The following is a 13466-nucleotide window of genomic DNA, read 5'->3' as shown; positions in this document are numbered from 1 at the left end:
ATCGCCCCCTCCTGTGCTATTTGAAGCTCGTAATTCTTCCTTTTCTTGTCTGAAAAAAAGATGATAGTTTCACGGCTCTCTCTCCTAGTTTTATTTGGAGATTAGACGGAATAATTTACAAAAAGTTACAATCCTAGTTATAATAAAAGAATCTTTTCCTTTTAAATTTTGCCCCAATTATTCGCTTTTAAAATACTTGAGTAACTCATTTAATACCTTCACTAATCCTTGTTATTTCCTTATATTAAAATAATAATTATATTGGGTTACTATGTATTCAGATTGAGATGTTTATTACAGTCTTTAATTAATAAAAACGGGTGCCTAGTGCTTAGGCAACCCGTTTTTCTGTGTCTTATTCTTACTCTTTTATACTATCAAGCTTCGTACTAACTTCCTCTTTAGCCGCCTGATTTCCATAATGCGGTTTTACTCGTTTAATAAACAATGCGAGTATTAGTGCAAGCACTGCAATCCATGTAGAAACAATAAAGGTAAAGTTAATTCCATGTATCATTGCTTCATTCATGATTTGTTGTTGAATTTCCGTTGCCGACTGTGCTGTACTTGCATCCATATTTGCCATTGCATTGGCAGCTAATTCCTCTGCTTCTGCTTTCGTTCTATTTTGCATAACGGTAATTAATAACGCTGACCCAATTGCACCTGATACTTGTTGTAAAGTGTTGTTCAATGCTGTTCCGTGTGGATTGTTAATCGGCGGCAATTGATTTAATCCGTTTGTCATTACTGGCATCATGACCATGGACATTCCGAACATACGCAAGGTGTACAATAAGACAAGTGTGGAATATGCAGTATTCATGCCAATCTTGCTGAAGTAATAAGACGTTATAACTGTAATTGTTAAGCCAATTACGGCTAGTATTCTTGCTCCGTACTTATCAAAGAGTTTCCCTGTTATCGGCGACATTATTCCCATTACAATCGCTCCAGGGAGCATTAACAAGCCTGAATCCATTGGAGAAATGCCGCGGATGGTCTGCACATAGATTGGCAGCAGGATCATAGATGAAAACATTGCGACTGAAATAACAATGGAAATAACTGACGACAATGCAAACATAGGATACTTATAGATGCGAAACTCAAGCATCGGCTCATCCATCCGAAGCTGGCGCAGGATAAAAGTAAGCAATGCAACTGTACCAATAATAATCGTTCCATATACGTATGGGCTATCCCAGCCCTTCTCTCCTGCAGAACTAAAGCCATACAGCAACCCACCGAAGCCAATGCTCGATAAAACTAATGAGAATATATCAAGCTTAATATCTCGTTGGGCCGTTACATCTTTTAATTTAATAAAGGCAAAAACTAAAGTTAAAACTGCAATTGGCAGAACAATATCAAATAACATTCTCCAGCTGTAATGCTCAATCAGCCAGCCTGAGAGCGTTGGCCCAATTGCTGGAGCTGTAATCATCACCAGACCAAACATCCCCATTGCTGCCCCTCTTTTTTCAACTGGAAATGCTGTAAGCATCACATTCATTAATAACGGCATCATGATCGCTGATCCTGCTGCCTGAATCATGCGCGCTCCTAGTAACACACTGAATGCTGGAGCAACGCTTGCTAAGAGCGTTCCTAAAGTAAATAATAACATGGCTGTTAAGAATAATTTTTTATCAGAAAAACGCTGAATGAAGAACGCACTAGCTGGTATTAATATCCCATTAATGAGCATATAACCTGTAGACAGCCATTGTACTGCAGTCGCATTGACGTCGAATTCCTCCATAATTGCTGGAAGAGCAACGTTAAGCAAGGTTTCATTTAAAATCGCTACAAAGGCGCCGATAAATAAAATCGCAATCATGCCATATGGAGGTGAATTAGTTTCCTTTGTCATGTGGAATCAGTCCTTCTTTCTTATTTAATTTACCCTTCAAATCTGTAAAGCTCCCCTCTTCCTCTCCGTTTCAATAATTCCTTTGTTTCTGTTTTAAATAATTGAATTTACAACAAAAACACTCCTTTTAAATTTTTTTCAAAAAAGGATTGACGAAAGCATGGTATACATCGTATAATTAAGATAGGGATAATATACGATAATAACTAAATATAAAATGCATACCTATGTAAATTTACCATATTTAATAACTCTTTTCAATGGTGAATTACATATTTTTTTATGTAATTTTTTATTAGAAGTGCGTTCATTGAACACACTTCTATTTTTTTTGCGGCAGGCTGTTTATTCTTTACTATAAACGGAATAATTAGCATGCAGCTGTCCATCTTGTCCAAGTATTCGTTGTGTAACGAACATTTGTGTTTTATCTGCTGATAATGATCTCGTTGCCTCGTTAAGGATGTTTCTATCTTTATATGCAGCAGAGATGAATTTTCCATCTGCAGTTATTTCATACTTAACAAAATTGACTCCTTGACCTTTAAAAGGATGCTTTTCCCCGTCAGGAATCCCGGAAAATTCCACTTGATATGTTTGTTCATTTTGTTCCTCCCAGCTGACATGAAATAGCACTTTCTCGCCAACTAGCTTGATATTATACGTGCCTGAAGCAGGCGGACTGCCTAATGAATAATTAGATTCTTCCCTTAACAACTTCCATGTTCCGCAAAAGTCTTGAACAGCATTTCCTAGACTTTGTTTCATAATATCCGTTGCTCCATTTCTGTTATTTTGCCAAGCTGTGATATACAGCCATCATATCTCGCTTATTTAATTCTCGAATGCGGTTGAATATTGGAATTTCTTTGACTTCCTCTGCAGTGCCTTCTGTAACCACATCGCTTACCGTACCAGTCAGCCATGTTTGTACTTTTACACCTTCAACTAGTTCCTCTAATCCCTCTTCATTGATCCCGCTCGCATGACAGCTGACACACGGCACCGATAATTTCATGACACCATCATGAAGATTATCTTCCGAGATAACCTTTTTGCCTTTGCAGAAAGGACATGGATGACTTGCTTTTATTTTATTAATTTGGGTTACAATTTTTTTATATCCGAATGCTTCATATACATAGGTCAGCTTTTTGTATTTCCCATTCGTGAAATATTTATCAATAATACTTTCTCTCGTTTCATCAATACCAGTAAAATCACAGATTGTCAGCTTGTTTTTACTGCTTAAGTTTTCGATATTGCCTTTAATACTGCCCCAGAACGGCAACACATTTTGCAAAACAATTTCATAGCCGACAAAGCTTGCTAGTTCAAGTTCCAGCATTTTAAGGGCTGCTTGTGTTTTTCGAGGCAGCAAGGAAACATCCTGCGTCAGTGGCATGTCTTTGCCGACGATTGCTTTAAGTTTCTCTAAAACTGGTAATGAGCCGACGATATTAATAATCTTTGTAATAGGAAGTTGAATTAACTCCCGGATATCGACGTCACTAAACAACAGCTTTTTCTCGTGATTTAATATAGTGCCATTACAAATTGGGCAAGGTATCATTTCTTTTGATTGCTTCATCTGTTCTTTAATGATGGATTTTGACACAACCATATAACGGCCAAGTATAAAGTTGAAGCCTTCCCATTTCTTTGAAGACTTTGTCGCTTTATCATAAAATGACTTGTCCCAATAGCCATATAAGAAGGTATGTTTTTCTGCTTCTGTTAACTCGTTATAGCTCTTACTCAAATCATGACCTAATTCATTTTTTATTTCCTCGAAAAGAAATTGTATTTTTGCATGTTGATAATATTTCAGCACTTCCATCACATCAGGATGTAATAAGCCGTCCCAAAATGGAACTGTTTTATCTTGAATCACTAACTCAAAATCAAATTTTTCCATTTCTCTGCGCCCGGAACAGCTTGGACAGTGATTAGCTTGACTATAAAAATCAAAGCTTTTTGTATCTTTATTAGCTGGATGAGCAGATACGATATGATTAATTATTCCGCCTATTTCAAAAAGAAAACTGTATTGGCTATATAAGTGCCTCTCTAAATCAATAGCGATGACTGGTGCAATTTTATCAGATTCATATTCGCCGTAAATCAATCGTGCCATAGAAGAAAGACTCTTTAGAATGCCGCCTTTATAGACGTTTTCAGCTTGTTTAAAATAACTGATATGATTTTCCGTTAAATAATTTATTCCCTTTACTGAATCTAATTGGGATGATATATGTATCGATTCATCATTCTTCTCAGTATTTTTTTGGCTGAAATATTCATCATGACTGACCACATCAAGATGCTGCACAGGTTCGGACTGTCTTTTTCCAAAATCTACAATAAAATCAGAGCTTTCAAGCATATAAGCATTATGTTCAATCATTATGATGGAGACTGTTTGATCTTCCAAAATAATTCTTACACTATCAATGAATTGATTTAAGATATTTTGTGATAACCCTTTAGAAGGCTCATCAAATATAAATAGTGTATGCGGATTTCTGGTGTTGGCAAACAGCTCTGAAACTAAGTGAACACATTGAAATTCACCTGTTGACAGTGTCTGTGTTTTTCGTTCCAATGTTAAATATCCGAGCCCAAGCTTAATCAATAAACTTAGCCGTTTATGGACAATGTCTTCTTTTGGAAGCTCTTCAACAATATCTTCAATTGAGCGCTGAAAAACATCTTCTATTTCGCTGCTATATTTTGATAGCTTCCTTTTTATATCAAGAAATGTCGCAATGGTTGACCTGCTCGTGATGGACTGATTCCGGTCCTGACCTACCATTACGAGTTTGTCTTTTGGGTATCGCTTCAGAAAATCCCTTGCAATACACTCATTTACTAAAGTTGATTTACCGCAGCCAGATTCACCTGTAAAGGTTACAAGTCTATTTTTTGGAATCTCGATTTCCGCCATTTGAATATTGCGGCAATACAAATCGTAAAATGGATAGAATTCAGTTGGAGTTTCCTCATTCCGTTCCCAAAGTATGGCTTGCGGACGCGGAGATTCTTTCACTAGCTTTCCTCCGTATTTACCGCTGCCTGGCCCAAAGAACAATTGCTTATCTGCTGCATTTAATACACTATCTGAATGATCTATCAGCCAAATTTGGTTTTTACAGCCTAATTGTTGAACCTGTTCTAATATTTTTAATAGCGTGTCATGATCAAGACCAACCGATATTTCATCAATAATAATCACCGTATTGCTGCTGGCAGACATAAATTCTGCCAAATATAGACGGGTTAGTTCTCCGCCCGATAAGGTGCCCATTATCCGGTTTAATGTTAAGTAACCTATATTCATATTGATAATATTGCGAAGAACAAGCTGTCTTTCTTCACTAATATTTAATTCCTCCGCCAAGGAATAGATCGTTTCAACACTTAAATTATTCACATCAGAAATGCTGTGAGGATGATTTCTAAGCTTTAGCAGATGTTGCTCTACATCTTCACTATAACGCTTGCCATCGCACTTTTTACATGCAACATTTTTTGTCGTTCCCCGCCCTTTGCATGCAGGGCACCATCCTAACGCATTATTAAAAGAAAATACCTCTGGTGACAGATGAAATATTTCTCCAAACTTATTTCGTATCTCTTTAAAAACACCAGTATGTGTGCCAATAGTAGAGCGTGGATTGGAAGAAATCGAGGATTTTCCAAGAAAAAGCACTAACGGCATATTCTCCATATTAATAGCGCTAAAATTGGTTTCCATAATATCTGCAAATAAATATTGGTATTCCGCTTTAGGCAATAGAGAAACAAGCCGTTTTTTTGATTCCTCCCCTATTGTTTGACAAAAGGTAGTTTTTCCAGATCCGGATAAGCCTGCAATTCCGAGCGACCGATCCTCTGGCAAGATTGCATCTAAACGGTTAATATTGTTGGCAATTAACTGATTGATTTTAATCGTTATTCTCTCCTTACATTCTAATTAGCATCTGACATATTTACGTTTAAATCCCAGTTTTCCTCTATCCACTTCTTTTTGAATATTTTCATAAGCATGTAAGAAGCTGCTTTTTTTATTAGCTCGTTTCATTTCGACAATACCTATTTGTTGTGCTGTTTCAACTGCCTTTTCATGTAGCGGCAAATAAGAAACACCAACAGTATATATAAAATTATTCATAGCAGATTTTGTTCGTTCAGGCGATTCTGCAATTGTTTCTTTAATATTTTCTAGCATGCTTGAAATCTTGCTCTCGGAAAACTCGGTGTCTTTGCGATTTCCTAGCATCCAGCAATAACAGCTCCAGCCTGCAGACATCTTCAATTCGTCTCCGCTTGCAATCCACTTATCAGCAACCTCTTGGGCAATATCAGACTCAGATAATGTTACCGCTACCACATAATCGGACAGCATATAAAAGTAAGCACCATCTATCCACCGATCGTAATCCGATTCTGTCATGCCTTTTGGGTCTGCAATAATGCCTGCGAAATACATTGCATCATAGTTCCCAGTTGCATATAGCTCTTCTGCCAATGATTGATTAATTTTAATTTTTTTAGCGATTGGTTTCATAGCACCTGTAGCCACACCAAATAAAGGCTCATGAGCACCATTGGACATGTAAATCTTTTTTGTGCGTTCCTTGCCAAGTGCTTCAAGCTCACTCATTACCGTTTGAAAATCCATTGTCTTCTTCCTCTCCTAGTTAAGCTCTTTCATATCTTCCATTTTACCATTATTTTTTTGCCTGTATTCTCCTACTTTTGATATAGATGAAATAAAACAGAGCTGTCCGAAACAGCTCTGAATCTTCTACTAGTATTTTGCTACAACAGGAATCCAAATCTCCGTTTTAACAGCTGGTGAAGTTAAATCTTTATTTTTAATGGACAGAATCTCAGGACCTTCTACTGCTTCATAGTTAGAAGACGGAAACCATTCTGAGTATATTCTTCCCCATGTTGCTTGCAGTGTACTTGGGAATGGGCCGATAGATTCAAAAACCGCCCAAGTCAAAGCTGGCACTTCAAGTTTAGAAAAGTGTTCCGGACAGCTTTCCGTTGTAGCTACACCAATATATTGATCAAGCTCCCCTTTTTCCTCCATCCGCCCTTCTGAAAAGTTAAGAGATGCTTGTATCATTCCTTTAGGCTCTAAATTGGACAGCTGCTGCAATTGTGCTATTTTCTCCATCGTTAATGACTGCCACATCGCTGTTATTTCTGGATTCTCTCCTTCAAATATTATTGGAACTCTTTTCATAATACCAACTATTTGAAAGGGGTCTTTCTGTTCTATACGGTAATTCATTTCATTACCTCCTCTAATAGATAATTCGAAGGTCATGTGCGGATACGCTTTTAACTGAATACTTTTGCGTTTTACTTCTGATGGGGTAACACCATGCAGCTGTTGAAAAGCTCTAGTAAATGCATCAGGCGAATTGTACCCATATTTTAGAGCTGCATCAATTATTTTTATGCTGCTATTAGTTAGTTCAAGTGCTGCTAAACTAAGACGTCTGCGGCGGATATATTCTGAAAGAGAAATCCCAGCCAAAAAGGAAAACATCCTTTTAAAATGATACTCTGAACAATGTGCTAACCTTGCTACCACTTTAAAGTCTACTTCGTTCGTTAAATTCTCCTCAATATATTTCATTGCATCATTCATGTTTTTTAGCGAATCCATTTTACGACCTCCTCAACCAAATAATAGCTGAAATGATTGCCAGCAACCCGACATTTTGTGCACGATTATGCAGGGTTAAAAAAACCTTCCAATCGAAATATAAGTGGAAGGTTTCATTTTTAATTTACTTGTCGTTTAAGCCTTTGCCGTCAAGAATATGCTGTACATATTTGTCTACTCTAGCGGCTCGAGTTTTTGCTTGTTTTGCTTGTGAAAAATGTAATAAATATGCTCTTTGTCTTCCAGGTGTCAATCCTTCGAATGCAGACTTTAATGCTGGGATTTCTGCAAATTTTATCTGCAGCTCTTCAGGCATGGAGTATTCTTCATTCTTCTTTAATTCAACCTCTAAGCCGGCCTCTTCTACTGCAATAGCTTCTTTAATATAGGCTTTTAAGACTGCTTCCATGTCTATTATTTGCTGAACATTAGTAAACCGGATTTGCCGGGCTGCTTGTACATTCTCTGTTTGCTGAACAAGAATACCTTGTGGGTCTTTTATTAATGCGCCTTTATGAAACAGAAGAGCAACATACTCTTTGAAACCATGGATTAATACGACGTTCTTATCATTAAGTGTATAACAAGGATGCATCCACTTAAAATCCTCTGTAAGCTCACAGTCAAGAATGATATTACGTAATATTCTATATTCCTCTTGCCATGTTTTTGCTTTATTCAAAAATTCATCGACCTTAGGATTAGTTTTATAATTTGACATGAAAAAATACTCCTTTTCGCGTTTCGTTTACCTGACAATTATGTATGTGGTTCTATTATAATCGATTATTATATGTTTTAATATGTGCTATTTGTGTTAAACAGCCTGAGACTGCGACGTAAAAAATCCAGCAACTAAAATAGTGCTGGATTTTTTACAATACAGTCATTATTTTTTTACACCATCAGGATAATTCTTCGCATGATATTTATCTCCTAAATGAGTGAAATCATCAACCGTTTTGCGCAACTCATTCATAAGTGTATACTTTACGTCATGCATCGTTTTATAAAAGGCATACTCTTCACAGCCCTCATGCTTAATTCCTGCTAAGGCGTTTGATGATACGATTCTCCGATGTTCATCAATTAATTTATCAAGTGCTTCAAACACATGCTGCGTGTATTTTGCTACATTCTTATGCTCCATTTTTAATTGATCCTGCAGTTGTTGAATTTGTTTGTCCATTTCGACCCTCATTTCTTTGTTCTAATCATAAACAAACTTTTATTAATATGTTTTCAAAAAATGGACTATATCATGACTTGTAAAATTTACATCTTTAAAAAAACAGTTCCCAGTAAATTATAAGAGTAAACATTTTGCCTGCTCCGATTAGTCTTTGCTTCTGTACCAGTATTGGTACACTTCTTTAAAGCCGATTTTGGAATAAAGCTTTAAAGCAGGTTCATTATTTAACATTACTTGCAGATAAGCATATTGCGCTCCATTATCCTTGCCCCAGTCCAGGATATTTTGAATTAGCACTGTCCCATACCCTTTATTACGACAGTTGCTGGCTGTGACGATATCAAATAATCCGATATATCCTCTTTCTAATACACACATCCCACATGCAAGTATTTCACCACTATCGTTCTTCAGCAGAAAATAGGCAGTTTTCGCCACAATGTTTTTTAGCATTTTCGCTAATGTTACTTGATTACTCCCACTAATATGATTGAGGTGGCAATAGTAATTAAACCAATGTTCTTCGAAAGTTTGATAAAATTCAGCCTTATGTACTACTGCAATATTTACATCTTCTAAAGGCAATACTTGAACAGCGGTTAACCCAGCTTGAATATAGCCATTTTTCGCTAAATTCTCATCCAAGTTTTCCGGTAAAGCTTGCTTCGTCATTTTAAAAATTGGCTTTAAATTTCTGTTACGATAGGTTTGTTCGATAGTACTAATTTTATTAGCAACCTCTTGATAGGAAGAATATATCGGATTGACGGAATTTGCTCTGTTGGTATAGCCATCAGCAAAACGCAATACCCATCCATCATACATATTTGTTTGTAAAGCAGGTAAGGCGTTCATGGACAGTTCCTCTATAATTTGAATCCAGTTTGTTCTCGACATTTTACCCCTCCTGTTTAACTGAATAAAAATACTTATTAACTAATAATTATACAAAATTACACAAATTCCTTCTTCCCTAACATGATATTTTTTTCATAGCAAAAAGAAGCATGAAAACTTCTTCATGCTTCTAAATAGTATTTAAAAACGATTGAATAAATGGTATACCTGCACCTAAAAGCACGCCATTTTCTGGAGAACGGCTTATATAAATAAAAGGATCATTGCTTGGAAATGCTGTCTTTTCATTTACTTTTTCATGAAGAATATTAATATCCTCTTCTCTTAAGTATGAAGTAATATGGCCACCCAAAATGAATTCTCTATTCAATACAAGGTGGATATTATTAATGGAAATGGCTAAATAATTAAGAAATTCATTCCATCTCGCAACATAAACTGGAGAATTGTTTCGCAGTTGTTCAAAAAATGACTCTAATGATTCGTCTTCTGTTAGAAGTGCATGGACAGAACTGTATGTTTCCATGCAGCCTTTCTTACCGCAATAGCACGGGGGCCCGTTTGGATTTACTGTCATATGTTCAACCGTTCCGCTATGCCCTTCTTTCCCCATGTAAATCTGCCTGTCGATTATAATCGCTCCGCCAAGATGGGGACCAATCGAGAGGTAGACAGCATCATCCATATCATTTCTTACCCAAAGCTCTGTTGTTGCTGCACATTTGGCATCATGTAAAAACATGCAGCGATATGGCAGATGCTGTGAAAACACCTCAATATCCAAGCCTGTAGAAATTAATATTTTTCCATAGGTTATTTTTTTGCCGTCATTCGATGTTAACCCTTGTACAGCAAAGCCAATTCCGAGAACCTGCTCTTCTTTCACTTGTAAGGCATCAATAAAGGCTAGAACTTCTTGACTTAACCATTTGTAATAGTGATGCTCATTAGCATATCCCAAGGATAACCGTTTTTGCTGAAATGCTTTTCCAAGCAAATCAACTGCCAGTAATTGTACAGTAGATTTTTGGATCTCCACTCCAATGCTGATTCGGGCCTGTGGGCAGATAGCATAAGCAGCTGCTCGTCTTCCCACTGAAGATTCAAACTGCCCACTCTTCTCAATTAACCCTTCTTGCTCCAAACGGACTAAATTTTGCGTTACTGTCGGCAAGCTTAAATGCAGCTGGTTAGCAATTTCTTGTTTGGAAAGCTTCCCATTTTGATAGATGAGATGATAGATAGCCGAATAATTGCTTTTTTTTATATCTTTAAATGTGATGTTATTTTCCATGAAAATACCTCATTTGATAAACCAATTTTATAAAAATACTTATCTTAACTCCTTTAAATATAACATACGAGCATATCCAATTACAGCTTTGTCAAAAAGCGTCTGACAATTTTTACTTTTAAATAGATTGACTATTATCAAAAGACGTTTTATTATGTAAATGTATTTTATAAAACTATTTTACAAAATAACTTAACGAAAAGGAATGATAAATATGGGCATTATTGAAAAAATGAGACTGGATGGAAAAAAGATTTTCGTTACAGGCGGTGCTAGAGGTATTGGAAAGAGTGTCGCAACCGCTTTCGCTGAAGCTGGCGCAGATATCGCTATTGTAGATTTAGATATTGAAGAAGCTGTCAAGACTGCAAAAGAATTAGAAGCTAACAATGGGATTAAGTCTATCGCTATCAAAGCAGATGTTACTAACCCACAAGATGTAAACGCTATGATTGATACTGTGCTTGAACATTTTGGCCGTTTAGATGTTGCCTTTTGCAATGCCGGCATCTGCATGAATATCCCTGCTGAAGATATGACCTTTGAACAGTGGAAAAAAGTAGTCGACATTAATCTTACTGGTGTATTTCTAACCGCCCAAGCTGCTGGAAAAGTCATGTTAAAACAAGGCGGCGGGTCTATTATTAATACAGCTTCCATGTCAGGTCATATTGTTAATGTTCCACAACCGCAATGCTCTTACAATGCTTCAAAGGCAGGAGTTATTCAATTAACTAAATCATTGGCAGTAGAATGGGCAACAAGAAATGTGCGCGTTAATTCCATCAGCCCAGGATATATCGGCACAGAGCTTACCTTGAATTCGCCAAGCTTACAGCCATTAATTGCTCAATGGAATGAAATGGCACCGCTTAAACGGATGGGAAGACCGGATGAATTACAATCTATCTGTGTTTATCTTGCTGGCGATACGAGCAGCTTTACAACAGGATCTGACTTTGTCATCGATGGTGCATTCACTGCTATTTAATAGATTCATAGGAGGTCATCATAATGAACTACTTACTCGGTACAGACATCGGAACATCTGGTACGAAAACCATTTTAATGGACACAGAAGGAAACTTGCTTGCTCAAGATCTCCAAGAATATGATGTGTTAACACCAAAGCCTTTATGGGCTGAACAGTGGCCTGATGTTTGGCTTGATGCTGCAAAAGCTTCTATCAGCAACACGGTTGAAAAAGCAGGTATTCATCCTGAAGACATTCGCGGACTTGCTATTAGCGGACTGTACGGCGGATCAGGCATTCCACTAGATGAGCATATGGAGCCTGTAAGACCTTGTATGATTTGGATGGACCGCAGAGCTTCTGTCGAAACGCAATGGGTGTTAGATACTATCGGGGAAGAAAAGCTGCTGGAAATTACCCATAATGGCGCCGATCCTTACTACGGCTACACGAAAATATTATGGATGAAAAATCACGAACCGGAAAACTGGAAAAAAACGAAGCTGTTCTTGCCTCCGAATGATTATGTTATTTATAAACTGACCGGAGAAGTGGCGATTGATTATTCTTCAGCTGGTAATATTGGCGGGATTTTTGATATGAATAACCGCACTTGGTCAAAGGAATTGCTCGATGCAATGGGAATCCCCTATTCCATGATGCCAGAAAAAATTGTTGAATCAACAGACATCATCGGCGGGTTAACAAAAGAAGCAGCTGCAGAGTTAGGACTTGCAGAAGGAATGCCTGTTATCGCCAGCGGGATTGACTGTGGTGCAGCTAATATTGGCCTTGGTGTGTTTGAATCTGGCAAATATGCAGCAGCTATTGGCACGTCCATGTGCGCCGCATTGATTTCTGATCAGCCAGTGAAAGGAAAAGACTTAATTGTTTGGCCGTATTTATTCGATGCTAAAAGACTATCATACTATTTTGCTGGTGGAGCTACTGCAGGAGCAATCGTAAAGTGGTTTAGACAAACGCTATGTCAATTTGAATTAGAAGCAGAAAAAGCAGGCGGGAAAAATGCTTATGATGTATTAAATGAACAGGCTGCCAATATACCTGCTGGCAGTGAAGGATTAGTTGTTCTTCCCTACTTTATGGGCGAAAGAAGTCCTGTCTGGGATTCAGATGCGAAAGGCACCATTGTCGGTTTATCTTTAGCACATACGAAAGCACATATATATCGCGCCTTTTTGGAAGCGGTTGCCTACAGTTTAAGAGATGCCATTGAAGCAACAGGCGAAAATGTAGGTGAATCAATCTTGCTTGCAGGGGGTGTTACTAAATCAAAATTATGGAGACAAATTTTTGCTGATGTGACAGGCTATCCAGTTGTATGTCCTATTCACGATGTCGAAGCAAATATGGGGGATGTAATGCTGGCTGGAATTGGTACTGGTTTGCTTTCCTTTGAAGATGTGAAAAAATGGCAGGTTCTTGATGAGAAGATTATGCCAATTGAAGACAATCACAAGAAATATAACGACTATTACAAAGTTTATAAATCTATTTACCAAAACTTAAAAACAGATATGAAAACGTTGACAAAATTATCAGCAGCTACAGTATGAATTTAGC

At 37.3% G+C, this 13466-nt stretch carries 11 protein-coding genes; 2 read left to right on the top strand and 9 right to left on the bottom strand.

Annotated elements, in window-relative coordinates; genetic code table 11:
• Positions 1–361: 361 nt before the first annotated feature.
• The 9 genes from LXM54_RS10365 to LXM54_RS10325 form a co-directional block, all read right to left on the bottom strand.
• Complete coding sequence (locus tag LXM54_RS10365; RefSeq protein WP_233315110.1) at positions 362–1876, bottom strand: DHA2 family efflux MFS transporter permease subunit; 1515 nt, start codon at positions 1874–1876, stop codon at positions 362–364.
• A 345-nt stretch (positions 1877–2221) separates the two neighbouring features.
• On the bottom strand, positions 2222–2644 hold the full coding sequence (locus LXM54_RS10360) for a hypothetical protein (protein ID WP_233315109.1): 423 nt from the start codon (positions 2642–2644) through the stop codon (positions 2222–2224).
• A gap of 22 nt (positions 2645–2666) precedes the next feature.
• Positions 2667–5828, bottom strand: a complete 3162-nt coding sequence (locus LXM54_RS10355) for an ATP-binding cassette domain-containing protein (protein ID WP_233315635.1) — start codon at positions 5826–5828, stop codon at positions 2667–2669.
• A 24-nt stretch (positions 5829–5852) separates the two neighbouring features.
• On the bottom strand, positions 5853–6560 hold the full coding sequence (locus LXM54_RS10350) for a DNA alkylation repair protein (RefSeq protein ID WP_233315108.1): 708 nt from the start codon (positions 6558–6560) through the stop codon (positions 5853–5855).
• 129 nt (positions 6561–6689) lie between these two features.
• On the bottom strand, positions 6690–7565 hold the full coding sequence (locus LXM54_RS10345) for an AraC family transcriptional regulator (protein WP_233315107.1): 876 nt from the start codon (positions 7563–7565) through the stop codon (positions 6690–6692).
• Between the two features lie 124 nt (positions 7566–7689).
• Positions 7690–8286, bottom strand: a complete 597-nt coding sequence (locus tag LXM54_RS10340) for a YdeI/OmpD-associated family protein (protein ID WP_233315106.1) — start codon at positions 8284–8286, stop codon at positions 7690–7692.
• Between the two features lie 168 nt (positions 8287–8454).
• Complete coding sequence (locus tag LXM54_RS10335) at positions 8455–8754, bottom strand: hypothetical protein (protein WP_233315105.1); 300 nt, start codon at positions 8752–8754, stop codon at positions 8455–8457.
• Positions 8755–8901: 147 nt separating this feature from the next.
• Complete coding sequence (locus LXM54_RS10330; RefSeq protein ID WP_233315104.1) at positions 8902–9654, bottom strand: GNAT family N-acetyltransferase; 753 nt, start codon at positions 9652–9654, stop codon at positions 8902–8904.
• Between the two features lie 130 nt (positions 9655–9784).
• Complete coding sequence (locus LXM54_RS10325) at positions 9785–10909, bottom strand: ROK family transcriptional regulator (protein ID WP_233315103.1); 1125 nt, start codon at positions 10907–10909, stop codon at positions 9785–9787.
• Positions 10910–11123: 214 nt separating this feature from the next.
• On the opposite strand from LXM54_RS10325, the gene LXM54_RS10320 reads away from it, so the two are divergent.
• Together LXM54_RS10320 and LXM54_RS10315 are read left to right on the top strand one after the other, a co-directional pair.
• On the top strand, positions 11124–11900 hold the full coding sequence (locus LXM54_RS10320) for an SDR family oxidoreductase (RefSeq protein WP_233315102.1): 777 nt from the start codon (positions 11124–11126) through the stop codon (positions 11898–11900).
• Between the two features lie 23 nt (positions 11901–11923).
• A complete protein-coding gene (locus LXM54_RS10315; protein ID WP_233315101.1) occupies positions 11924–13459 on the top strand; it encodes an FGGY-family carbohydrate kinase in 1536 nt (511 codons plus the stop codon).
• Positions 13460–13466: the final 7 nt, after the last annotated feature.

Source organism: Bacillus sp. Au-Bac7, from assembly GCF_021341655.1.
Lineage (GTDB): Bacteria > Bacillota > Bacilli > Bacillales > Cytobacillaceae > Niallia.
This window is presented reverse-complemented; position numbering and strand designations above follow the sequence as displayed.